This is a genomic window from Pectobacterium sp. CFBP8739 (assembly GCF_013449375.1).
Taxonomy (GTDB): domain Bacteria; phylum Pseudomonadota; class Gammaproteobacteria; order Enterobacterales; family Enterobacteriaceae; genus Pectobacterium.
Genome location: NZ_JACDRR010000016.1, coordinates 58,034 through 82,868, shown reverse-complemented (window position 1 = coordinate 82,868; position 24,835 = coordinate 58,034). Strand labels below are relative to the sequence as shown.

Below are 24,835 nucleotides of genomic sequence, written 5' to 3'. Positions count from 1 at the left end.
TAACGAAGTGTGTCAAACGCCGCGTGTTATCAGAAGGCCGCAGACAACACAAAATTTTGGGTTAAGCGCCTTAACATCCATCTTAACATTCCCTCTACACGTAACCGCCGCTAGAATAGCGCCAGAAATTTCCTGCCCGTATCCACACCATGATGATGCGGCACAACAATAACCCTGTGAGCTATGGCTAAAAAAAACGCATCGTCAGCCGCCGGACAAATCCGAATCATCGGTGGTCAATGGCGCGGCAGAAAACTTCCGGTTCCTGATAGCCCCGGTTTACGTCCCACCACCGATCGCGTGCGGGAAACGTTGTTTAACTGGTTGGCTCCCGTCATCCAACAGGCGCGTTGTCTGGACTGTTTCGCTGGCAGCGGCGCGCTCGGGCTGGAAGCCTTATCCCGTTACGCCGCTCACACCACATTATTGGAAATGGAGCGTGCAGTCGCCCAGCAATTAACGCAAAATCTGGCGTTACTTCGGGCGGAAAATGCCGAGGTGGTCAATACTGATGCCCTGAGCTGGCTGGCGAAGCCGGGCACGCCATTTGACGTCGTGTTTCTCGATCCGCCGTTTCGTAAAGAACTGCTGAATAACACGCTTGCGCTGCTGGAACAACAGGGTTGGTTGGCGCCAGACGCGTGGATTTACGTGGAAACCGAGGTGGAAAATGCGCAGCTGACTATCCCAGAGAATTGGCAACTGCACCGCGAGAAAATTGCCGGTCAGGTCGCCTACCGTTTGTACATCCGTCAGTGATCTTCGCAGCAACGTAAGGGTAAGAGATGATTTTGATTAACCTTGGCAGATTATTGATGCTGGGCGTGTGGGGATTTTTGTTGCTCAACCTGATTCAGCCGTTTCCCAGGCCGTTGAATATCTTCATGACCGTGGCGATGGTGTTTATGATCCTGATGCATGGTTTTCAACTGCTGCTGTTAAAATCCAGCCAGCCGAAAGACAGCCCCGCGCTGAACCGCGCGCTTCAGGCACGTATTTTCCTTTTTGGCGTGTTTGAACTGCTGGCGTGGCAGAAAAAGCTGCCTAAGTCGCCGAAGTCGTAACCGCTACTTCTGCTGGGGCACAAAGCGGATAAAGCGCGTGCCCTTTCGCTCAAAGGACACGCGCCGAAAAATCAGGGTTTCTTGCTGGGAAGATAAGGGAACGCGGTCACATTGTCGCCTAAATCAGAAATGCGGGCGCTGCCTTTTTCCGTCACGGCATCAATACGAATGATCGCCTGTAGCGGGATGAAACTGCGGCTAACGCCGGAAAATTCCGTTTTCAGTTTCTCGGTTGACGGGTCAACCAACACCGCAGACTGGCTATCAAACACGAAGTCGGCGATTTCAATAAAACCGAACAGGCTGCTCTGCACCAACTCACGCACGTAAAGCTGGTAATTCTTACCGTTATTTATAAATTGAATACAATAAAGCGCGGATTCATTACTCATTCAACACAGTGCTCCCTTCGAGACGTCACGGCGCCCATCTACAATAAAAACAGGCGATAACATACCATGAAGCTCACAGAAGTCGCATCCGTCTCACGACGCGTTGTTTAACTTCCTCACAATCCCCTACACTGAATAAAGAACGGCTTATCTTTATCCTGACACAAACAAAAACACAAAAAGGACACGCTATGCTTTGGTCATTTATTGCTGTACTTTTTTCTGGTTGGCTGTATGTGGACGCCAGCTACCGGGGCCCAACGTGGCAACGTTGGTTATTCAAACCGGTCACCATGCTACTGCTGCTGGCGCTGGCCTGGCAGACGCCGCTGCTTGGCGTGCTGGGCTATCTGATTGTGCTGGGGCTGCTGGCAACACTGATCGCAGATACTCTGTTGCTGCTGCCGACTCAGCGTCTGCTTTACGCATTTGGTGCCTATTTCCTCTCCCATTTGCTGTACACAATTAGCTTCTTTACCGGACAAATCGCGCTCACCTTCTTCTGGCCGCTGGCATTAACACTCGTCATTCTGGCTGCGATCCTGATCGCGATTATCTGGGGACGATTGGACACACAGCGCTGGCCCGCCTGCGCATTCATCATCATAACCACGCTGATGGTCTGGATTGCTGGCGAGCGATATTTTGCGTTGGGAACAAACGCGAATTTCTCCCTGCTGACGGGCACCGTATTGCTGTTTGTCGCCCATGCAGCCTGGCTGATTCACCATTACCGTTTTCCGTTCCGCGCCCATCAAGCGATTGTGGCGGCGGGCTATTTTGGCGGCCATTTCCTGATTGTTCGCTCCCTCTATTTCTGACGTTTTCGGCGCTCACGAAAGGCTGGCTAAGCATTGGGCGGCAGTGTAAAGTTCCTGATGAGAATCGCTATCACTAATCACCTAGGAGGAAGACATGCACTCTCATCAGCACCACAGCACTGAGAAATCAGCCTGCTGCAACAACAGCGTTCATCACGCGCCGCGCAAAACCGCGCAACATACCAAAAGCTGCTGCAATGAACACGCGCAGCATTCGAACCATGCCGAGCACAGTTGCTGTTCAATCAAACACGCATCTGACGCCGTGGGACAGACCACGGGTGGCACAGAGCAACATTCGTCAGACGGCGGCGGTAGCGCAGATTCAGACGACCCCGACGGCGGAGACAGCGACAGGCCCCGATCCAACCAGCGTTTTAGCTGGAAAATCAGCGGGATGGATTGTCCTAGCTGCGCACGTAAAATTGAAAATGCAGTAAAAAATCTCACCGGAATTGAACAAGCCAAAGTGCTGTTCGCCACCGAAAAACTGGTTGTTGATGCCGACACCGACATTCGTCCTCAGGTTCAACATGCCGTCCAGCAAGCGGGCTTTACCTTGCAGGACAACGCACTCCCCCTCGCACCACCCGAACTCTCAACCGTACGTCGTTTCGTACATGAATATGGTTTCTTAATACTTTTCACTTTGCTGGCTGCTGCAAGCTGGGGACTTTCCCTGCTCAGCGAGCGCGGCGGGCAGATCGCGTTTATCGCGACCACGATTGTCGGGCTGACTCCGATCCTGAAAAAAGCGGTGCAGCTCATTCGCTCCGGTACTCCCTTCGCGATTGAAACGTTGATGAGCGTGGCGTCTATCGGGGCGCTCTTGATTGGCGCCACCACCGAAGCGACGGTCATTTTGCTGCTGTTTATGCTGGGCGAATACCTAGAGTCTTACGCGGCCAACCGCGCACGACGGGGCGTAACGGCACTGATGGCGCTGCTTCCCGAAGATGCCACGGCGATCGTCAACGGGCAACGGCGTCTTGTGCCTGTCGCCAGTCTGGTTCCCGGCGATGTGATTGAAGTCGCACCCGGTGGGCGGCTTCCCGCTGATGCGGAGCTCTTAAACAGCGACGCCAGCTTTGATGAAAGTGCTCTGACCGGCGAGTCGGTCCCCGTTGAACGTACGCCGGGTGAGAAAATTGCCGCAGGCAGCCTGTGTGTCGATCGGGTCGTGCAATTGCGCGTGGTCTCACAGCCGGGCAACAGCGCGATCGACCGCATTCTGCAACTGATAGAAGAAGCGGAAGAACGCCGTGCACCGATAGAGCGCTTCCTTGATAAGTTCAGCCGTTATTACACGCCGGCCATCATGCTGCTGTCGCTGCTGGTGATCCTCGTGCCGCCGTTGTTGCTGGCGCAGCCGTGGCAAGAGTGGATTTATCGCGGTCTGACGCTGTTGTTAATCGGCTGTCCGTGCGCACTGGTGATCTCAACGCCTGCGGCGATTACGTCTGGGCTGGCCGCCGCTACGCGCCGTGGGGCGCTGATTAAAGGCGGTGCAGCGCTGGAATCACTAGGCAGCATCAAGACCATCACGTTCGACAAAACAGGCACGCTGACAGAAGGTAAGCCGCAGGTGACGGACGTGCTCCCCGCCGCAGGCATTAGCGAAACAGCGCTGCTGACGCGCACCGCCGCCGTGGAATCGGGTTCTCATCACCCACTTGCCAAAGCGATTGTCCAGCATGCGTTATCCAGCAACACATTCCTGCCGCTGGCGGAAAACCGCAAAGCGCTAGCGGGGGTCGGCGTGGAAGGCACGATAGGCAGCAAACGGATTCAGGTCAGTGCGCCGACTCGCGTTGCCCCCGACCTGCTCGACGCCGATTGGATGCAACAGATTGACGCGTTGGAAAGCGAAGGAAAAACCGTCGTAGTCGTACAAGAAGACGACAGGTTGCTGGGTTTGCTGGCGCTCAGCGATACGCTACGCCACGATGCGCGTGAAGCGCTGGATGCCTTGCAGCAGTTGGGGATCCATGGCGTGATGCTTACAGGCGATAATCCCCGCGCGGCAGCAGCGATTGCGGCAAGACTAGGGATCGATTACCGCGCCAGCTTGCTCCCTGCCGATAAGGTCACGGCGGTCAGCGAGTTGAGCAAGCAGCATCCCGTGGCGATGGTGGGTGACGGTATCAACGACGCTCCGGCAATGAAAGCTGCAACGATCGGCATTGCGATGGGTAGCGGTACGGATGTGGCGCTGGAGACGGCAGACGCAGCGTTAACGCACAGCCGCCTGACTGGGCTGGCGGCGATGATTAGCCTGTCACGGGCCACACAGCGTAATATTCGTCAGAACATTGCCATCGCGCTGGGACTGAAAGCGGTCTTTCTGGTCACCAGCATTCTGGGCATTACCGGGCTGTGGCTAGCGGTGCTGGCCGATTCCGGCGCAACGGCGCTGGTTACCGCCAACGCGCTGCGGCTGCTGAGAAAACGGGACTAATATTACCGTTGCAGGCTGTGGATTGAAGGATCGAGATACACGGAGCGACCACGGGGCGAGGTCTCCCTACGGGAACCTCATCCCCGTGTTTCTCCTAATCACACACGTCAACGAACGGTATAACGCATTGAGTATTATTGGCCTTTGCGCAGCAGATACCGATAGGGAAGCTGCTCGGTTTCCTGTGCCAGAAGCTCATGCTCCATGAACACGCAAAAACCGGGAATATCGCGGGTGGTGGCCGGATCGTCGGCAATAATCAGCAGCGTTTGCCCAGAGTCCATCTGGCGTACCGTCTTACGCACCATCATTACAGGCTCCGGGCAGCGCAGTCCCTGTGCATCAAGGGTTTTATCTGGGTTGGTAAAGGGATCGGTCATCAACGTTCTCAGTACAGGAATCAAAAAACCGCCTTAGTTTACGCTGAGGATTTCCCGACGCAAGCGACGACAACGTTTGCGTATAAAACAACCATTTTTTCTGGGCAAAAGACATTGCATTAACGAAGCGATTGCGTATTATGCCGCCGCATTGCAGCATAAATCTGCACGTTATCTCTTGGGTTCCCTAACCCCAATAACCAAAAAGGTCACATTATGTATCGTTTTACTCCCCAGCAGCGGCTTACGGCGCTGATCTGGCTATCGTTGTTCCATGTCCTGATTATTACGTCGAGTAATTATCTGGTTCAGCTCCCAGTATTGATTTTCGGTTTTCATACCACCTGGGGCGCGTTTACCTTTCCGTTTATTTTTCTGGCAACTGACCTGACGGTACGGGTTTTCGGTGCGCCGCTGGCGCGTCGCATCATTCTGACGGTGATGGTGCCTGCTCTGGTCATTTCCTATCTGGTATCGAGCCTGTTTTATCAGGGATCGTGGCAGTCGTTCGAGGCATTAAGTCAGGTGAATATCGTCGTGGCGCGCATCGCCTGCGCCAGCTTTATGGCTTATGTTCTCGGCCAGATTTTGGATGTTCACGTCTTTAATCGACTGCGCCAGAAACGCGCGTGGTGGGTCGCGCCGACAGTGTCGACCGTGTTTGGTAATTTCAGCGATACGCTGGCCTTTTTCTTCATTGCGTTTTACCGCAGCACCGATGCCTTCATGGCAGCAAACTGGGTTGAAATCGCGATGGTGGACTATGCCTTCAAACTGCTGATCAGCCTGGCATTCTTCCTGCCGATGTACGGCGTCATGCTGAACATGGTGCTTAAACGTCTAAGCGAACAGAACGACTCAGCCGACTACCGCTCTGTCAGCAGCCACCATTAATGCCAATCGGGCGGCAATCTACGCCGCCTTTTCTCATCAAATCACTCATCGTTTTGTAAAAATAACGCAGGTACTAACAACGGTTTGCAACAACAAAATGCTTGTTTTTGCTATCTGAATAGGGTGCCATACTGTTATTACCTGTTTAAAACGATTATCGGTTTCAAAAACGAGAGAAAGGGGTCCCATGTCGAATGTAATCAAATATCTCGGTGTCGGCTTGCTTGTCGGCCTGCTTGCTGCCTGTGATGGCAAAACGGATGACGCCGCAAAAGCGGGCGCGCAAGATAAACCTGCCGCAGAAGCCAGTGCAAGTCAGAATATTGAATTAATGGACGGCAAGATTGCGTTCACCCTGCCCGCCGATATGCGCGACCAGAGCGGAAAAGTGGGAACACAGGCGAACAACATGCATGTTTACGCCAACGACAATGGGCAGAAAGCGGTCATCGTGATTTTGGGCGACAACACCACGGAAGAATTGACCGTACTAGCGCAGCGCCTGGAAGATCAGCAACGCACGCGTGACGCCAATCTTCAGGTCGTGACCAACAAAACCATCGACGTTGACGGCAAGAAGCTGCAACAGCTCGATAGCATTATCACCAGCAGCGGGCAGCAGGCTTATTCCTCTGTCGTGCTGGGCAAAGTGGACAACCAACTGCTGACGTTGCAGATCACGCTGCCAGCCAGCAATCAACAGCAGGCACAAACCGAAGCGGAAGGCATCATCCACACGCTGAAGCTGAAATAATCGACGTGACAGCCTGACAGTAGCCACTGCGGTGGCTACTGTTGTTCTCTGATTGCCGTGCGCTGAGTCAGCCGCCACGTCAGTGCCAGACCACATAGCCCTAGCAGCGCCGCCGCCAGATAAATAGAGGCGATGCCGGTATAGGCCATCAGCACCCCCGCCACCGGCCCGACGATGCCCAGCGATAAATCGAGAAATATCGTATAGGTTGCCAGCGCGCTACCCTGATTCTGCGGTGATACGGCCTGAACGGCGACAACGCCTAATGCTGGGAACACTAAAGAGAATCCTGCCCCCGCGAGAAATGCGCCGATTTCCGCCATCAGCGGCTGCGTCGCTCCCCAGACCAGCAATAACCCGACGATCTCAATCACGAAGCACGCCATCGCCACGCGCAGCCCGCCAAACCGCTGAATACTGTTAGGAAACACCAATCGTGCGCCGACAAAGGCACAACTGAAAATAGTCAGCGTCAGCGCGGCACCGTCCCAGTTCCTATCAGCATAAAACAGCGTAATGAAGGTGGCGATCACGCCAAAACCCGCAGAGGCGATCGCCAGAATAATGCCGTAAACCCAGACTTTCCCCAGCACTTCGCGGAAAGGAATCTTTTTCCCCGGCGCCACCTGTACCGCTGGGCGCGGCAGCGCGAGGACAATCGCCACGGCTGCGATCAGGATAATGCAGACGGAAAGCAGTTTTAGCCCACCGATATGGTTGAGCCAGACGCCGAGCGGTGCGCCAATCGCCATCGCGCCATAGGTGGCAATACCATTCCATGAAATCACGCGTCCGATGTGTCGGGAACCCACCACGCCAACGCCCCAGAGCGTTGCACCGGTACCAGCAAAGCTCTGTCCGGCGCCGAGCACAATACGCCCGAGACACAGTAGCAGCAGCGTCATCACTGGCGAGGCGTCGCTAAAGGCGGCCAGCAGATAAAACACTCCGCTCAGCATGACGCCAGCCAGCCCCCAGACAACGATTTTCTTCGGTCCTTTTTCGTCGGCGCTGCGACCCGCATGCGGGCGGCTTAATAGCGTGGAGAAGTATTGCAGGCTGATCACCAGCCCAGCCCAGAATGCACTGTAGCCAAGGTGATCGTGCACATACCCCGGCAGCACCGCCAACGGCAGGCCGATATTCAGATAGCTGGCGAAGTTGAACGCCACAATAGAAACGATGCGCAGATTAAGGCGCAAACCGCTCAGCGACGGTTCGGATGGGGAAGGTGTTGGCATGGAAAATTCACTCGCTTAACGTCCGTGTATAACGCACGTGCAGAAAATATCGAAAAGCAACATTGTTATATTGTTGGTTATAATCACACTGACGCTAATAAACTAATCCCGAACACAGGAGAAACGCAATGCCTGTACCGGTAGATCCGGATCGCCAGTCAACATCGTCACCCCCTGAAAGGGACACATCGCCACAGCAACCTCTCTCGTTTCTGGGCAAGAGTAAGCGTCTGGGCGCGCGTATTCAGGCTATTCCCAGCGTAGCGCACCTGATTCGCGCGGGCGAACGCTTCAACGATCGCATGGGCAACCAGTTTGGCGCAGCGATTACCTACTTTTCCTTTCTGTCGCTGATCCCGATTCTCATGGTGTCTTTTGCTGCCGTGGGTTTTGTGTTGGCCTCTAATCCCGATCTACTGACGGAGCTAATTAATCGCATTGTTAATAGTATTAGCGATCCCAGTCTTGCGAATACGCTCAAAAATACCGTCAATACCGCCGTGCAGCAGCGTACTACCGTGGGGATTACCGGTTTGCTGATCGCACTCTATTCCGGCATCAGTTGGATGGGAAACCTGCGTGAAGCGATTCGCGCCCAATCGCGCGATGTGTGGGAACGGAATCCGAAAGATGAAGAGAAGATTTATTTTCAGTATACGCGGGATTTCCTGTCGCTGATCGGTCTGGTTATTGCGCTGATTATTACGCTTTTCCTGACCTCGGTAGCCGGCACCGCGCAAAATAGAATTGTAACCGCGCTGGGGCTAGATGGCATTGAGTGGTTGCGCCCAGCAATGACGCTGATTGCCCTGTCGATCTCCATCTTCGCCAACTACTTGTTATTTCTTTGGATATTCTTCGTTTTGCCACGCCATAAGCCTAAACGCAAAGCGCTCTTCCGCGGCACGCTGATTGCTGCCGTAGGCTTTGAAGTCATCAAGTTCGCGATGACGGTAGCATTACCTAAACTGGCCAGTTCACCTTCCGGCGCGGCGTTCGGTTCGGTCATTGGTTTGATGGCATTCTTCTATTTCTTCGCGCGCCTGACGCTATTCTGCGCCGCCTGGATAGCCACCGCGAACTATAAAGGTGACACCTCGACAGACAAGAATGAGCAGGAAAAAGAACCGCCTTCACCTCGCTAAAAGCAGCAGGAAAGCACTGGTTTTCCGATCTGCGTCATGAAAAAATAAAACATCGTTTCAAGGCTATTGACTCAGTCTCACGTAATGTTGAGACTGATGTTAATTTCCGCGTTTTATACCCAATCAACATCAGGTGCAGGGTACCCTTTTCAAAGGTCAAAAGTGATGACAACTACTAACATTGCCGTAATCGGCGAATGCATGATCGAACTGTCGCAGAAAGGCACGGATCTTAACCGTGGATTTGGCGGCGATACACTGAACACTGCCGTTTACATTGCCCGTCAGGTCAATGCCGATAAACTGGGCGTGCATTACGTGACCGCGCTCGGCACGGATAGCTTCAGTACCGAGATGGTGGCTGCCTGGCAAAAAGAAGGGGTGAAAACCGACCTGATTCAGCGACTGGACAACAAGCTGCCCGGTTTATATTTCATTGAAACCGACGATAGCGGCGAGCGTACATTCTACTATTGGCGTAATGATGCCGCGGCTCGCTACTGGCTGGACAGCCCGGAAGCAGAAAAAATCGGTCAATCGCTGGCACAATTTGACTATCTCTACCTGAGCGGTATCAGTCTGGCGATTTTGAACGCCGAAAGCCGTCAACGTCTCCTCGCCCTGCTGCGTGCCTGCCGCGCCAACGGCGGTAAAGTGATTTTTGATAACAACTATCGTCCACGTCTGTGGCAGAGCAAGGAAGAAACGCAACAGGCTTATACCGACATCCTGTCCTGTACCGATATCGCTTTCCTGACACTGGATGACGAAGACATGCTGTGGGGCACGAAGCCGCTGGAAGCGGTGCTGGATCGGACGCACGGTTTGGGCGTTGACGAAGTGGTCATCAAACGCGGTGCCGATTCCTGCATCGTGTCAGAACGTGGACACGATCTGGTTGATGTCCCGGCGATCAAATTGCCAAAAGAGAGCGTGGTCGATACCACCGCCGCGGGCGACTCTTTCAGCGCAGGTTACCTAGCAGTACGTCTGAACGGCGGCAGCACGCAGGAAGCCGCACAGCGCGGTCACCTGACAGCCAGCACGGTCATTCAATACCGTGGGGCAATTATCCCGCTAGAGGCAATGCCGGCGTAAACAGGCTGTCGCGTAATAATTAAGTAAAAGGCCGCAATCGCGGCCTTTTCTATTTACTGATGAATGAATTACTGATTAACGAATTACTGTGCGGCGGGTGCCGTTTCCTGCGGTTTCGTTCCTTCAGGGATGCTCCTTTCCGGCGCAGCCGCTGCGGTGCTGGCAGCAGGTTCTGTGGCTGGCGTCATAATCTGGTCATAGACGTCCTGCAACGCCTTCATATTTGCTTCCGGTTCACCGGGCTGTTGGACAAGCATCAATGTCGTATCCTGCACCAGTTGCTGGTGCAATTCCTGATTCAGCATATCGAGCGTCAACGCGGACAGATAGGTCTGGCGCAGTTTCTGATACTGCTCGGGAGAAATATCCACGACGCCATTCTGCTGGGAGCGCAGGCGCTGATCCATCAGGATGTCCGTGCTGGTACGCGCATAAGTGGCAAACAGCTTATTCAGTTCATCTGTCTTGCGCGCGATTAGCGCATCAAACTCTTGCTGTGTCAGCCCTTTTTCACGCAGCGTCGCCAGCTCACGCGCCATAAACGTCACACTCGGCTCAACGCCCTCGCTATTCGGGACATCCATATGAATCGCGCACTGAGAACGGGTATAAAACACATTGCAATCGAAGCGGAGATTGTTGCCCTTCAGCGGGCTCTTCTCCAGCACCTGCTGCAAGTGCCAGAACATCGCTTCCCGCGTCATATCGCCCAGCCAGTAGCGAACCAGCGCCTGCGATTCACGAATCGGGTGCCACGGGGCATCCCACATCAGCGACACCGTATCCTGCTGGACGTTGTTGTTCATCAGGCTGATCGCCTGCGTCGGCAGCGGGCTTAACGTCGGTAAGGGCGCTGGCGCTTCACGTTTCCCTTCCAGCGGAGAGAAGACTTTCCCGATCTGTTCGATCACACTGCGGTTATCCACATGACCAACGATGTAGAGCGTCATCGCATCTGGCGTATACCAGGTTTTATAAAATTGTTGGAGCTGCTCGCCATTCAACGGCGGTTTGATGTCCTGAGCAGGATCGTGCGCCAGCAAGGGCGAGCCTTTCAAGCGATAGCGCCAGCTCGGCTCCTGTGGGTTAATCGGAAAAGTTGCCACCTGATCAGGCACCTTCAACGCAGCCTGTAGGCTTTTTTCATCGAACGTCATCTGCCCTGCACTTTCCGCCAGCCACGTCAGCGCTTCTTTCAGCAGCTCGGGGCGGTTGTTTGGCAAGCTCAGATTATACGACGTGAAATCGTACGAGATAATGGCCGGAGGCAGGACGCGGGAACCGTTAGCATCGCGCATCCATACGGAAGGTCGCTGAGCGGCGGACAATTTATCGCTGGGCGCTAAGGCCAGACGAGGAAGGAAATGGGCAAAACCTACCTGCTGGGCGTTTTCCAGCAGTGACCCTGCGTTCACCACCAGACGCAGCTCAACCCGATCACCAGGGCGCTGTGGCGTGGTTAATAACTGCCAAGTAAAACCATTATCAAGCTTACCCTGCTGCCAGGCAGGATCGGGCTGTAGTGCTTCAGCCTGCACGCTGCTGCTGACCACGGCCAGCAACAAACCACCAACGAAAAGTACCTTTTTGGTGCCCTGCATGTGAACCCCTACTGATTGCTATCCAACATAATAAATGTGGTTATTGTTGATCATTATAGTGGCCTTGCGTCTGCCACCGCACACTCTCGTGGATATATCACGGAAAAAATTGAAGACGCGAAGTGTACCATTCCCTTAGACAGCACGCTTTTGTCTATGTCACTCCAAGAGGCGAAATAATCTGCAAAAAAGACAAAAATAGTCATATTTAACAATATTTTTACGTTTCATGGCGGGTAAGAAAAGGAGGGAGAGGCGATTTGCTTTGGCTCGTTGACAGGCAAAAAATTCCCCACGGTGCGTTAACACCGCAGGGAACTGATTGAGCAAACTATACCGGAATGATAAAACTCAGCCGGAATGATAACAGTATGCTGGAATTACGACTGCGCTGTTGGCGTGGCCGCATTATCGTTTTTATTGGTACCGGATAGCTCAGCATCCAGTTTTTTCTCATCCAGCTCGCGGCAATATTTCGCTACCACGATAGTCGCAACGCCGTTACCAATCAGGTTGGTCAGCGCACGGGCTTCTGACATGAAACGGTCAATACCCAGAATCAGCGCCAGACCGGCAACAGGCAGGTGACCCACCGCAGACAGCGTTGCCGCCAGCACGATGAATCCACTTCCCGTCACGCCCGCTGCACCTTTAGAGGACAGCAGCAGTACCACCAGCAGGGTAATCTGATGCCAGATATCCATGTGGCTGTTGGTCGCTTGAGCGATAAACACCGCCGCCATCGTCAAATAGATAGAGGTACCGTCAAGGTTGAACGAGTAGCCAGTAGGAATCACCAGACCGACGACAGATTTTTTACAACCGACCTTCTCCATCTTCTCCAGCATACGTGGCAGCACGGATTCAGAAGAGGACGTACCCAGAACGATCAGCAGTTCTTCACGGATGTAGCGAATGAATTTGAAGATACTGAAGCCCGTCGCTTTGGCAATACTGCCCAGCACCAAGAAGATGAACAGAACACAGGTGATGTAGAAGCAAGCGATCAGCTGTCCCAGTTGCACCAGCGTACCGACACCATATTTACCGATAGTGAAGGCCATTGCACCGAACGCACCCAGCGGAGCCAGTTTCATGATCATGTTAATGACGCCGAAAATGACCTTGGAGAAGCTGTCGATCACGTCAAAAATCACTTTGCCTTTTGCCCCTAAGCGGTGCAGCGCAAAGCCGAACATCACAGCAAACAGCAGAACCTGCAAGATATTACCGCTGGCAAACGCGCCGACCACACTCGCCGGGATCACGTCCATCAGGAACGGAATCAGACCCTGTTGCGAAGCCTGTTGGGTATAAACCGCCACCGCAGACGCATCAAGCGTACTTGGATCGATGTTCATGCCCGCGCCAGGTTGCACGATGTTAACTACGACCAGGCCAATAATCAGCGCAATCGTACTCACGATTTCAAAATACAGCAGGGCGACCGCACCAGTACGACCGACCGACTTCATGCTTTCCATTCCTGCGATACCGGTAACGACCGTACAGAAGATAACCGGCGCAATAATCATTTTAATTAATTTAACAAACCCATCGCCCAGAGGCTTCATTTGCTCGCCAAGCTGGGGATAGAAATGCCCCAACAGTATCCCTATCGTAATGGCGGCAAGAACTTGAAAATAAAGACTTTTAAAAATTGATGTTTTCATACATACGTCCTATGGTGGGGAAAACACAGGAGGGGAATAGGGTACGAAAATGCCGCCTGTGATTGCGCCGGAAAGTAACATTGCAATAACAAGCTGAGAATGTTTTATAAGTTTAGTTTGTGAACAACAGGTTAAAAACAAGAGCTGAATCACGTCAGCAAGTATTATAAAGAAACATCAATGCAATTTATTTGTAACAGATGCACATTTTTCCAGCAGAACAATCCTCTTAAAAACCGCTCAATCCCCCGTCGTACGGGGAAGACGCGTTTCAGGAAAGCCACCGACAAAAAGTAACATTTACGTTACCTGTGAATATTCAGGAAGACGCGTTGAGGCAATGAATGCCGCGTTTCTTATCGCGTCGCGCCAGTTGCATGGCAAAACGCGCCTGTGACAACAGTAGCGCTGCCGCCTCTGGTCGAGGATCGGTAATAGTGAGGATACCCACGCTGACAGCCCGCTCAGGCTGGGTGCCCACAGGTAAAAAAGGCAAGTTAATCGCCAGCATGACATGTTGTGCCCAATCCTGTGCTTGCCCAGCAGATTCCAGCGTTTTCCCGATGAAGGCGAATTCATCACAATCGAGACGTGCCAGATAGGTGGCCCCCGCCTCCTCGTGTTGTTCTTCAATCACCGCGCTAAGCTGCGCAGCCAGTGTGGTCATATCGTCCTGCTTCGCGGCTGAGGCATCAAGCCCAAAAACCAGCAGACTGAACGGGGTAGCATCGGCCAGACGCTGTTCTAAGCGTCGCATAAAATGCGCTTTATCCGGCAACGCCCCCCCTTCCGTTCCGGCAGCGAGAGACTGCTCCAGCAGTTGTTGATTACGGTTGTAGCTGCGCACCAGCGCACCCAGCTCATCATCCTGATGCCAGGGCGGTAACGTTAGCGGACGGTGGAGCATGGCGTCCGGTGGGATATTCTGTAACTCGATAATAATCCCACGCAGCGGGTGTATCAGCAGGCGGTTCATGCACCAGGTAATGGCAATCGACATAATCAACGCCAGCAACAGATACGTCGCCAGCATGGTTGAAAAGGTGCTGACGATAAACTGATACATCCGGTAGGAATCCGCCTGTAAGACCAGATGTGCCAGCGGCGCCGAATACTGCGTCTGCGGTGGGGAATAGAGCGGAATAGAAATACGGATCGGCAGCCTGAATACCCGCGCGATCCAGTCTGGCACCGGACGTTCTTTCGGGAAATTTGCGTGCAGCGTCTGAAAATCATCCGGCAGCAGCACATCTGCCCGACTCAGAAAAGCAACGGGTAATAGACTGTCCAGAATATTGCCCGCCCGCTGTACTTCACCTTGCAGCACCGCATCCGTCAGCGGTTGACGCACGGAATAGGCGATGCTCTCCAACTGTCTGGCATAGTCTTCACGGCGCTGATGAACGAAGTGAAAGAGCTGTATGACGATAAACAGGCTGATCGTCACCAGTGCCACGGCAGACACGGCTGTCATCTGTTTAATCGTTAATGAACGTCTGAGCCGCAAGCGCTTTCTCCGTCAACCTTTATGCAGACCTGAATAGATGCGTAGTATAAGGCAGCTCATCGCCGCCTTAACGCTGTTTTCTGCGGATATTTGGGGGATTTCATCTTAATCCTAGGCTCCCCACGGCAAACGCGGTAACGCGGCCTCAGGATAGGGTATATCCCCTGCATAAGCCAGTATCGCTATTCGGTAACAAACAGAAGGTGGCGAGCACAGCCGGAAGAAAAATCAGGCAAGCGTTTCACCTGCCCGATCGCGTCACAAGATGAGGTTATTGCGGGTACGGCACCCAGTCTCCGCCGTTCAGACGAATGTAGGGTTTTCCCTGATATTGCATCACGATAGCGCTCTCATTTTCCGAGACCGCTTCCGTTTGCGGCAGTGCGCTCGTCAGCGCTTGCCAGTCAACAGACGGCGCAGTGAACACTTTTCCGTCCACCATGCGCGCCACCAGTTCCGAAATAGCCTGATAGCTACTCGGCGACGCAATCTCCAGCGCATTGCCCTGATGCGGCGTCTGTTGGCCAAACAGTTTCACCCCAACGGGAATATGCGTGATGCTCGGGCTGGGAATATCCCGCAGCCCAGGCATTTGCATTTTATCCCCCGCCAGCGCGGCGCCGTGTTCCGGCACCACAATCACCATCACCTTGCGACCGGATTTTTGCAGCGCATCAAAAAATGCATCTAATTGGTCAAACAACCTCTTAGCGCGTGGCGCATAGTCCGCCGGCGGGTTGGTACCGACAAAGCGGTTGCCATCATGCAACGGAATCAGGTTAAAAAAAGTTGCGTTACGCGTCGTCGTCGCTTTATTCCGCTCACTCAACCAGCGATTTAGCAGCTCTAGGTCGTTATAAATCGGCCCACCGTCGAACGAGGTAATCTGATGGCTGATCCCCTCCTGCGACAGTATTGGTATATGAATATCGCCCTCTTCACGCACCTCACGCAAGTAATCGCCAAAGACGCCGGAGTGATCAAGCATCAGTTGTTCTTCAAAACCCAGCTTGACCAAATTGCTGAACAGGTAGCACTGCTGGTTCACCGGCTGATACAAATCAGTGTGGGACTGTTGACCACAGCTTGCGCGCAGCAAACGAATTGACGCAGGCCCACTATAAGTCGTGGCTGAATTAAACTGATTGAATAGGATGTCGAATTTCTTCCACAACGGATGGTTTTCTAACTGAGCGACTTCTAGATCCGACCACGACAGCGAACAAATATTGATAATCAGGAGATCAAAAGGCTGTGCATCCTGCGGCAACGCGGCCGGGAATACCGTGGTTCGCGCTTTTTCTCGCGCATAAAACTGGTTCAAATGAGCCGTTAGGTTGGCGTTCGTTGGCGGTAATGTCGCTTCGGGCAACGCGGCGTCTCCTCCCACTGGAGACGCCGAGGAAACGGATGTCGTCGATGCCACGGGCATCAGCGACACAGCAGGCCCCGCCAGATTGACGATGTTTAACCACGCCAGCGCCGCCGCGGTAAACACCGTAATACGAATCCACTGCGCGAAAAACAGGTAAGCCACGCTAATGACCACCGCCGCACCGATCATTTGCCAGTTAATAAAGCGATTTGACAGCTCCAGCAAGTAGGCCGCGCTAAAGCTCGTTACCTGTGTCCCTTGGCTGAGAATGCTGTTGATGCTCGGCAGCCACGTATCGTGGTAAAGCAGTGCGATACCGAACGGGACAGCAAGTATATGCCGCCAGCGGTGCAGCGTGACACTGGGGATAGGGAATAGCAGAAACGTTAAAAAGACCAGATTAAGCAGCGGGTGAAAATTCAGGTAGCCAAACCATAACAGGGCAAATTTCAGCAAAAAATACAAATTCCAGGCGCCAAGTCCACGCCAGTAACGCCATATATCCTGCTGTTGTTGTGTGTGATTTTGCTGAGTGCGGTTTTTTTCATCCATCCTATTTTTTCGTCTCTGCTGAAGTCTGCGTGGTGGAGACTGTCTTTTTTGAAGAAGCGCTACGCATCCAGACGCTCACAGGCTTGAGGTAGCGCGGCGGCAGTAATCTGTTTTTCCAATGCTGAAGCCAGTGAGGGATCACTCGGTGCGCTAAATAGCCAAGCGTAAAGAAGACGACCGCGCTCAATAACACCAGTTGAGTCATATCCATCAGGTTCATGGCGATATTCCTGATGCGTGGGGTGGTAGATCAGACTTCAGTAGATCAATCGCAATCGGTTCACGCCGTGGTGTTTGGCTGTGTGGTCTAGATTCAGCCTGCTGAAGTTGAACATAATCGTTAACGTGCTGTTCCTGACCCAGCGTGTCGTCCTGCGTTAGCGCGTTAACTTCTGCCAAAATTTGTAGGTCTTGTGACCAGACAATCCGATTGCTGAACGCCTCATCGACTGGTAGACGAAAAATGGATTTAAGCACAGTGTCCAGCTCATTGAGACGGCAATTGGACAGGAATAGAAATAGGCGACCCTGCGCGATCGTGATGACATCGCCAAAGCGCCGCAGCGTGCACAGTGTCAACGCTTGCGCTGCCCGAACGCCCGGCACGGGGCGCAATGCGACCAATACACCTTTACTGCCTTCCGGCATAAACGTGTTCTCAACCAACATCCGCACAGAGTGTCGAAAGACATCGGGAGGCTGATAGCCTTTAACCTGTAGCGGCCGCATGCTGGTCAGTAAGACGTCGACATCGACAGGAACATGTTGGGTAAAGCGCTGTCCTTGTACGTTTTCGATCCGCGACAGAAAACGGGATAGTGTCTCGGAATGGGAAACAATACTATTGGCGCCACATGCCAACAGCAGGCGCTCATCACTGGCACGCAAGCAAGGCTTCATTTCGCGCACCACAATTTTCAGCCATTCACCGCGTTGCCGTCGCAGGCTATGAACCTGTTTGACGAGCGTATCCACCTGACTGGTTTGGCTGAGCGCAAAAACGAGGGTGGCTGAATTCGTCAACATGCCAGTTTGCACCAAGATGGCGTTATCATCGAACAGTTGCCAATGTTCTGACAGCGCAGGAGCCCCTTCCATCACACTCTTTTCCATCAGGAACAATCCATCGTCATCCAGAGACGGTGTGAGAACAGGCTCCGCATCCTTCAACATGTGCCATCCGTCATCGCCCGATTGCAGCATCTGTACTTTGTTCGCCCGCATTCCCCTTTCCGTTGCCCACCATGACACCACATATTGAGCACGATCTTGTTGCCATTGCAGGCTGGCTAAACCATAGAGCCCACGATGTTGAGAAATCAGCATATTCCTCAGGCGGGTGACGCCGCTGCTATGGCCGATCACCACCAACGTACACTGGCGCTGATGTAGCCATGCCGCCGTGTCATCCACCCAACGTTGCAGCCTTTCCAGCGACACATCCCGCCACAGGCTAGCCGGTGCATAGAGCACTAGAAGACGCTGTTTGGGGCGTAATACGCGCATTAAATCATCGGTTAAATTCAATAATGCAGCTTTATTTTCAGGCAATATATAGCAAGATAATTGTTTTGTTTCGGTAATATTTATCTCATTCGTAAACAACGCATCAGACCGCTCTCCACAGCCTATTAACGTCACTTTCGCGTCGTTATTCTGACCATGTATAATTGGCTGGCAAAATAATGCGGCATCAACCTGTCGATCGATATTCACCCAATAAAAGCCAGCCAGTTGGAGCGTAACCAGTTCATCCCAAAGGTCACGAATACCTAATGAAAAGTTCTGTTTCATAGACTGATTTCTTTTCCGTTAGTGGCGGCATTCCACCTTAAATATACAGTCAAAATAAACTCTAGCAGCCCCTTGCGGGATCACCACTGTACGCGATGAATTATCCCTATCCATTGATAAGTAAGCTGTCACTATTTTTCTATTCATATTGTAATCAAGAGTTCACTGCTATAGTTAATCGGTAGACCTGACTACATGATAAAAGACAGCAGAGGCATCAACATTCACCAGCCAGACTGTCTGTTGTAGGGCGGTAAGCGAACTACCACATCTGCCATTCGGATGTTTCCCTTTGTCGTCTTAAAGGGAATGGACAGCTTATTTCAGAGGCATGGAATGAATAACGAACCGACTCGTATAAATACCAACGCACGCACCAATTTAACCGACAATGCCAAAGCCGATGACGATCTACGGGTTCTCAGTCAGGTCTTTTCGTTACCTGATATTAACTATATCGATATCGCCCGTCAGGCGCGTCTGAGTCAAATGATGGCTCGCTGGCCACTGCTGGATGAATTAAAAGAACCGACAGGGAATGACTAACGATGCCCGTGATTGCCTTGCAGGGAATCCGCGGCGGCGTGGGCACAACCTCGATAGCCGCCGCACTGGGGTGGGCCTTACAACAGTTGGGCGAATCCGCGCTGGTGATTGATTTCTCACCGGACAACTTGCTGCGTATTCACTTCGCTATGCCGTTTGAACAACGTCGAGGCTGGGCACGGGCGGAAGCCGACGGCATGCCATGGCACACGGGAGCGATGCAGTATCTGCCCAGGTTAGATTTTCTGCCGTTTGGTCGTTTAAACGCACAAGACGTCGCCACACTCCAACAGCATTACCACCAGCACCCCGCTACTTGGCAAAAAAATCTGGCACAGATTAGCGCATCAGGCCGCCACCGCTGGATACTGCTTGATGTGCCAGCGGACAACAGCCCGCTCACGCGACAAGCATTAGCCACCGCGAATACCGTTTTTCAGGTACTGGTAGCGGATGCCAATTGCCATTCACGCATACACCAGCAGATATTGTCGCGTCAGTGTCATTTCTTGGTGAACCAATTTTCTCCTCTTAGCACGTCCCAACAGGATTTACACCAGCTCTGGCTCCACACTCTGTCACACCTGTTGCCCCTGGTGATACACCGTGACGAAGCGTTGGCCGAATCACTCATGCTGAAGCAACCTTTGGGTGAATGTCGCTCGGGCAGCGTAGCAGCAGAAGAAATCATGACGTTGGCAAATTGGTGCCTGATTCACGTTAAGGAAAGCGGCGTATGAGCGGGATTCTGCGCCTCTTTCTCGTCCCTCCCGCCAAACAAGCGATACAACAGCGCTACTACGGCTATCGTCAGCAGGGCGCTTCGGCCTTTTCCGCCTTTCTCGCCACGTTGTTTGCGATACTCGGCTGGATCGTCCTGCGGTTGGAGTCCGAGGGCTGGCAACAGATTCGCACACAACGAACCGACTGGTTCCCACATATTTCACCTCAACGCCCACGTCCGGGCGATATACTTCGCTACCTGACGCAGGGTCTTTGGCTGCTGACCATTAAGAACGGCGCGTTGCCGACACCGCGCCGCACGTTCTTCCCTGCGTTATCGCGCTGGCAGCAGCGTTACATGAACGCGCTGTACGAGCTGTTTGAGCGCATTAACGACACCCATACTGACGAGCACGAAGACGGGAAGTCAGGTTCTGCCAAAACCAGCGACATACAAACGCTGGTGACAGTGATACTGAGCCTGCTGTGCGCGGCGTTGGCGCTACTATGCATCACGCAGCCATTTGATTTGCTATCACAGTTTATCTTCATGACGCTGCTGTGGGGCATCGCCATGCTCGTGCGTAACATGCCGGGACGTATGCCGACGCTCATGATGATTGCCCTTTCTTTCACTGTCTCCTGCCGTTACTTATGGTGGCGCTACACCGAAACACTGAACTGGGACGACCCGCTCAGCTTGGTCTGCGGCATGTTACTGTTGGCAGCGGAAACCTATGCTTGGGTCGTGTTGGTGCTGGGTTATTTCCAGACAATCTGGCCACTGAACCGCCACCCCGTTTCCTTGCCAGACGACAGCGAAGCATGGCCGACCGTCGATCTGATGATCCCGACCTACAACGAACCACTGAGCGTGGTGAAACCGACGGTGTATGCCGCACTGGGTATCGACTGGCCGAAGGATAAGCTCGCTATCTATATTCTGGATGACGGCGGCCGCGCCGAATTTAAAGCCTTCGCAGAAGAAGTCGGCGTCCATTACATCGCCCGCGTCACGCACGAACATGCCAAAGCCGGGAATATCAACAACGCGCTGAAGCAGGCAACAGGCGAATTCGTCGCCATTTTCGACTGTGACCACGTTCCGACCCGCTCCTTTCTGCAATTAACCATGGGCTGGTTTTTCAAAGACAAAAAGCTGGCGATGCTGCAAACCCCGCACCATTTCTTCTCTCCTGACCCGTTTGAGCGCAACTTGGGCCGCTTCCGCCGCACGCCTAATGAAGGCACGCTGTTCTACGGTCTGGTTCAGGATGGTAATGATATGTGGGATGCCACGTTCTTCTGCGGTTCCTGCGCCATCCTACGGCGTAAGCCGCTGGATGAAATTGGTGGAATCGCGGTCGAAACGGTCACGGAGGACGCACACACCTCACTGCGCCTGCATCGCCGTGGATACAGTTCGGCGTATATTCGTATTCCGCAGGCCGCCGGACTGGCGACCGAAAGCCTCTCGGCCCACATTGGGCAGCGTATCCGCTGGGCGCGCGGCATGGTACAAATCTTCCGGTTGGACAATCCCCTGCTTGGCAACGGGCTGAAGCTGGGGCAACGGCTGTGCTATGTCAACGCCATGATGCATTTTTTGTCCGGTATTCCTCGGCTGATTTTCCTGACAGCACCACTGGCGTTTCTGCTGCTGCACGCCTATATCATTTTCGCCCCCGCGCTGGCGATCGCGCTCTACGTACTCCCGCACATGGCGCACGCCAGCCTGACCAACTCACGCGTACAGGGGCGCTACCGCCACTCATTCTGGAGTGAGGTCTATGAAACCGTGCTGGCGTGGTACATCGCCCGCCCGACTACCGTCGCGCTGTTTAACCCACATAAAGGGAAATTCAACGTGACGGCCAAAGGCGGGCTGGTTGAAGAACAGCACGTCGATTGGGTAATCACGCGGCCTTATCTGGTACTGGTGCTGCTGAATATCGCGGGTGTGGTGTACGGCATCTGGCGTCTGATGAGTGGGCCGCAGGAAGAGATCATGACCACACTCATCAGTCTGCTTTGGGTCGCCTATAACATGACCATTTTAGGGGGCGCCGTTGCAGTTGCAGTAGAGGCCAAACAGGTTCGCCAAGCGCATCGGGTAGAGATGTCGATGCCCGTCGCTCTGATACGCGCCGATGGCCATCTTTTCCCCTGCGTTCTGCGCGACTATTCCGATGGCGGCGTCGGCATTGAAGCCCGTGAATCAGGTATTCTTCAAGTCGGGGACAACGTTTCACTGTTGCTAAAACGCGGCCAGCAGGAATACGCTTTCCCGTTCAGCACCACCCGCGTGTTCGATAACAAGATTGGCCTGCGTATGAATAACCTGACTATTCATCAACATATTGATTTTATTCAATGTACTTTTGCTCGCGCCGATACTTGGGCACTCTGGCAAGACAGTTTTTCGCAGGATAAACCGGTCGACAGTCTGGTTGATGTACTCTCCCTCGGTTTTCGCGGCTACCTGCGTTTGGCGGATTACGCTCCCCCCGTCATACGCAAGATCATTCTGGCCTTCCTCAACACTGTGGCCTGGGTCGTATCATTCATCCCGCGCTATGTAGGAAAGCCCTTAACATTGATGATGACACGATGACGAAAAAAATAATCTGGTTCACCGCTTTGGTGTTAGGCGTTAGCGCATTATCTCAGGCCGACACCGTGCGCAACGTGGTGATGCCGTTTGCGCAAATTGCACCTGCCCCAGGCACCTTTGCATTACGCGGCATCAATCCCGACGGGCAGATTGAGTTCGGCGTTCGTAGCGACGAGGTGGTCACACAGGCGTCACTCGATCTTGAGTTTACGCCATCACCGGCGCTGATCCCCACCGAGTCGCATATCAAGGTTTACCTGAACAATGAGCTAATGGGCGTTACGCCACTTGGCAAAGAACAGATGGGGAAATCCAACCGCGTCCATATTCCTATCGATCCGCGCTATATCACGGACTTTAACCGCCTACAGTTGGTATTCGTCGGCCATTATCAAAACATCTGCGAAAACCCAGCCAGTAGCAGCCTATGGCTGGATGTCAGTCAAGCCAGCACGCTCAACCTGCAATTCCAGAAGCTGACATTGAAAAACGATCTGTCACCGTTCCCAGCGCCGTTTTTTGACAGCCGCGATACCCGCTCGCTCACGCTGCCCATGGTCTTTGCTGGCCAGCCGGATGTGGTACAGCAGCGTGCCGCCGCCATACTCGCCTCCTGGTTCGGCAGCAAAGCCCAATGGCGCGGACAATCCTTCCCTGTTCTTTTCAACCAGTTGCCGGAGAGCCACGGCATTGTGTTTGCCACCAACGAGAAGCGGCCAGACTTCCTGCGCGATACCCCTGCTGTGAGCGGGCCAACGGTGTCTATCATCAGCCACCCCAACGATCCGCACATTAAGCTACTGTTAGTTCAGGGGCGGGATGACAATGAGCTGCTCACCGCAGTACAAGGGATTGCACAAGGAAACACGCTGTTCCGCGGGCAACGCGTTACCATCGATAAGGTGGAACAGCTTGCTCCACGCCAACCGTATGATGCCCCCAACTGGGTCCGAACCGACCGCCCAATGGCGTTCGCCGAGTTTCAGCAATATAACGAACAACTGCAAACCGATGGTATCGAACCCCGGCCAATTTCCTTCACCATGAATCTACCGCCCGACCTGTTCCTGATTCGCAGTCAGGGCATCGATATACGGCTGAAATACCGTTACACCGCGCCGCAAGTTCAGGATGGATCACGTCTGAGCATCAACCTGAATAACCAGTTCGTGCAAGCCTTCTCACTGGCACCAGAACACGACCAAAATGCCTTGTTGATGCGCCTGCCGCTCACACAAGGATTGTGGGATTCTGAGAAGAGCTTATCCATTCCGGCATTGAAACTTGGTGCAACCAACCAATTACGTTTTGATTTCAACTATACGATGCGGCCCTCCAGCGGCAGCGCCGATCGCTGCGAAAGCTATACGCCGGTCGTGAACCATGCCGTTATCGACAGTGACTCGACGATTAATTTCTCTGGCTATCGCCATTTCATGGCCATGCCAGATCTGCGAGCCTTTGCCAATGCCGGCTATCCGTTCAGCCGATTGGCTGATCTGTCACAAACATGGGTGCTGGTAAACAAGCAGCCACAGCCCGCGCAGGTCAGCGCCATGCTAAACGCCATCGGAAATATTGGGGCGCAAACCGGCTATCCGGCGTTAGCCGTACAGCTCAGCGATGACTGGACACAAATAGACAAGCAAGATAGCGATATTTTGATGATCGGTGCTATTCCGCCAGCGCTGCATGATGACAGCAAAATCAACCTGCTGGTCGAACAAACACAAAGCTGGATCAAGCAACCGACACGCCAGACCACGGTTATGGATACGGGGTCACCTGCCGCTGATGCGAAGCCAGACAGCAAAACCAGCGTCAGCGGTGAAGGAGCGATGTCGGCGATTATCGGCTTCCAGTCTCCGTATCACGACCAACGTAGCGTTGTCGCGCTGCTGGCCGACAGCCCACAGGGCTATACGCTACTCAATGATGCGTTGATCGACAGCGAAAAAAGAGCCTCGCTGTTTGGCTCCGTTTCCGTCATCCGCGAATCAGGCATCAATAATCTCCGGGTCGGCGATGTTTACTACGTTGGCCACCTGCCGTGGTGGGAGCGCATCTGGCACGTGTTGGCGCAACATCCCGTCTGGCTGGCCATCATCTCGACCTTTACCATCGTTATGGTTGCTTGGCTACTGTGGCGTAGCCTGAAACGCTTCAGTCGCCGTCGCCTGTCACCGGATGAAAGGGACTAATG

Annotated in this window: 21 protein-coding genes; 12 read left to right on the top strand and 9 right to left on the bottom strand. The window is 53.5% G+C overall.

From position 1 onward, the window contains the following. Positions 1-183: 183 nt before the first annotated feature. On the top strand, positions 184-759 hold the full coding sequence (gene rsmD, locus H0247_RS13730) for a 16S rRNA (guanine(966)-N(2))-methyltransferase (protein WP_180743036.1): 576 nt from the start codon (positions 184-186) through the stop codon (positions 757-759). A gap of 29 nt (positions 760-788) precedes the next feature. Continuing rightward, complete coding sequence (locus H0247_RS13725) at positions 789-1,064, top strand: DUF1145 family protein (protein ID WP_180743078.1); 276 nt, start codon at positions 789-791, stop codon at positions 1,062-1,064. Between the two features lie 71 nt (positions 1,065-1,135). Here H0247_RS13725 and H0247_RS13720 read toward each other — a convergent pair whose 3' ends face one another. Next, a complete protein-coding gene (locus H0247_RS13720) occupies positions 1,136-1,456 on the bottom strand; it encodes a DUF1820 family protein (RefSeq protein ID WP_180743035.1) in 321 nt (106 codons plus the stop codon). Positions 1,457-1,647: 191 nt separating this feature from the next. Here H0247_RS13720 and H0247_RS13715 point away from each other — a divergent pair, with 191 nt between their 5' ends. Together H0247_RS13715 and H0247_RS13710 are read left to right on the top strand one after the other, a co-directional pair. After that, complete coding sequence (locus H0247_RS13715; protein ID WP_180743034.1) at positions 1,648-2,277, top strand: lysoplasmalogenase; 630 nt, start codon at positions 1,648-1,650, stop codon at positions 2,275-2,277. Positions 2,278-2,371: 94 nt separating this feature from the next. Next, a complete protein-coding gene (locus H0247_RS13710; protein WP_180743033.1) occupies positions 2,372-4,735 on the top strand; it encodes a zinc/cadmium/mercury/lead-transporting ATPase in 2,364 nt (787 codons plus the stop codon). Positions 4,736-4,869: 134 nt separating this feature from the next. Here the strand turns inward: H0247_RS13710 and tusA are convergent, their stop codons facing one another. After that, positions 4,870-5,115: a sulfurtransferase TusA gene (gene tusA / locus H0247_RS13705; RefSeq protein WP_180743077.1), complete on the bottom strand. Its 246-nt coding sequence runs from the start codon at positions 5,113-5,115 to the stop codon at positions 4,870-4,872. 216 nt (positions 5,116-5,331) lie between these two features. Between tusA and H0247_RS13700 the strand changes: the two genes are divergently transcribed. Beyond that, positions 5,332-6,009, top strand: a complete 678-nt coding sequence (locus H0247_RS13700) for a 7-cyano-7-deazaguanine/7-aminomethyl-7-deazaguanine transporter (RefSeq protein ID WP_180743032.1) — start codon at positions 5,332-5,334, stop codon at positions 6,007-6,009. 187 nt (positions 6,010-6,196) lie between these two features. Next, the gene (locus H0247_RS13695) at positions 6,197-6,763 is read left to right on the top strand and encodes a DcrB family lipoprotein (RefSeq protein ID WP_180743031.1); all 567 of its coding nucleotides are present in this window, start codon (positions 6,197-6,199) and stop codon (positions 6,761-6,763) included. A gap of 35 nt (positions 6,764-6,798) precedes the next feature. Here the strand turns inward: H0247_RS13695 and H0247_RS13690 are convergent, their stop codons facing one another. Continuing rightward, positions 6,799-8,004, bottom strand: coding sequence for an MFS transporter (locus tag H0247_RS13690; RefSeq protein WP_180743030.1), 1,206 nt, complete (start codon positions 8,002-8,004; stop codon positions 6,799-6,801). A gap of 128 nt (positions 8,005-8,132) precedes the next feature. Between H0247_RS13690 and yhjD the strand changes: the two genes are divergently transcribed. Together yhjD and H0247_RS13680 are read left to right on the top strand one after the other, a co-directional pair. Further along, positions 8,133-9,149, top strand: coding sequence for an inner membrane protein YhjD (gene yhjD, locus H0247_RS13685; protein WP_180743029.1), 1,017 nt, complete (start codon positions 8,133-8,135; stop codon positions 9,147-9,149). 165 nt (positions 9,150-9,314) lie between these two features. Then, complete coding sequence (locus tag H0247_RS13680) at positions 9,315-10,247, top strand: sugar kinase (RefSeq protein WP_040032757.1); 933 nt, start codon at positions 9,315-9,317, stop codon at positions 10,245-10,247. A gap of 83 nt (positions 10,248-10,330) precedes the next feature. On the opposite strand, the gene H0247_RS13675 is transcribed toward H0247_RS13680, so the two are convergent. From H0247_RS13675 to bcsE, 6 genes are all read right to left on the bottom strand, one after another. Beyond that, the gene (locus H0247_RS13675; RefSeq protein WP_180743028.1) at positions 10,331-11,848 is read right to left on the bottom strand and encodes a pitrilysin family protein; all 1,518 of its coding nucleotides are present in this window, start codon (positions 11,846-11,848) and stop codon (positions 10,331-10,333) included. 380 nt (positions 11,849-12,228) lie between these two features. Beyond that, positions 12,229-13,521, bottom strand: a complete 1,293-nt coding sequence (locus H0247_RS13670; RefSeq protein ID WP_040032759.1) for a dicarboxylate/amino acid:cation symporter — start codon at positions 13,519-13,521, stop codon at positions 12,229-12,231. Positions 13,522-13,840: 319 nt separating this feature from the next. Next, positions 13,841-15,028, bottom strand: coding sequence for an adenylate/guanylate cyclase domain-containing protein (locus H0247_RS13665; protein WP_219606749.1), 1,188 nt, complete (start codon positions 15,026-15,028; stop codon positions 13,841-13,843). A 271-nt stretch (positions 15,029-15,299) separates the two neighbouring features. Further along, complete coding sequence (bcsG, locus tag H0247_RS13660) at positions 15,300-16,955, bottom strand: cellulose biosynthesis protein BcsG (RefSeq protein WP_180743026.1); 1,656 nt, start codon at positions 16,953-16,955, stop codon at positions 15,300-15,302. A 1-nt stretch (position 16,956) separates the two neighbouring features. Continuing rightward, positions 16,957-17,175 (bottom strand): cellulose biosynthesis protein BcsF, encoded by a 219-nt coding sequence (gene bcsF / locus H0247_RS13655; RefSeq protein ID WP_180743025.1) that lies wholly within the window; start codon positions 17,173-17,175, stop codon positions 16,957-16,959. Beyond that, positions 17,172-18,749, bottom strand: a complete 1,578-nt coding sequence (bcsE, locus tag H0247_RS13650; protein ID WP_180743024.1) for a cellulose biosynthesis protein BcsE — start codon at positions 18,747-18,749, stop codon at positions 17,172-17,174. The genes bcsF and bcsE overlap by 4 nt, the downstream gene beginning before the upstream one ends. A 336-nt stretch (positions 18,750-19,085) precedes the next feature. Between bcsE and bcsR the strand changes: the two genes are divergently transcribed. The 4 genes from bcsR to bcsB are packed head-to-tail and all read left to right on the top strand — an operon-like array spanning position 19,086 to position 24,833. Continuing rightward, positions 19,086-19,295, top strand: a complete 210-nt coding sequence (gene bcsR, locus H0247_RS13645; RefSeq protein WP_180743023.1) for a cellulose biosynthesis protein BcsR — start codon at positions 19,086-19,088, stop codon at positions 19,293-19,295. A gap of 2 nt (positions 19,296-19,297) precedes the next feature. Continuing rightward, complete coding sequence (gene bcsQ / locus H0247_RS13640) at positions 19,298-20,035, top strand: cellulose biosynthesis protein BcsQ (RefSeq protein ID WP_180743022.1); 738 nt, start codon at positions 19,298-19,300, stop codon at positions 20,033-20,035. After that, complete coding sequence (gene bcsA, locus H0247_RS13635; RefSeq protein WP_180743021.1) at positions 20,032-22,632, top strand: UDP-forming cellulose synthase catalytic subunit; 2,601 nt, start codon at positions 20,032-20,034, stop codon at positions 22,630-22,632. The genes bcsQ and bcsA overlap by 4 nt, the downstream gene beginning before the upstream one ends. Further along, entirely contained in the window at positions 22,629-24,833 is a 2,205-nt protein-coding gene (gene bcsB, locus H0247_RS13630; RefSeq protein ID WP_180743020.1) for a cellulose biosynthesis cyclic di-GMP-binding regulatory protein BcsB, read from the top strand. The genes bcsA and bcsB overlap by 4 nt, the downstream gene beginning before the upstream one ends. Positions 24,834-24,835: the final 2 nt, after the last annotated feature.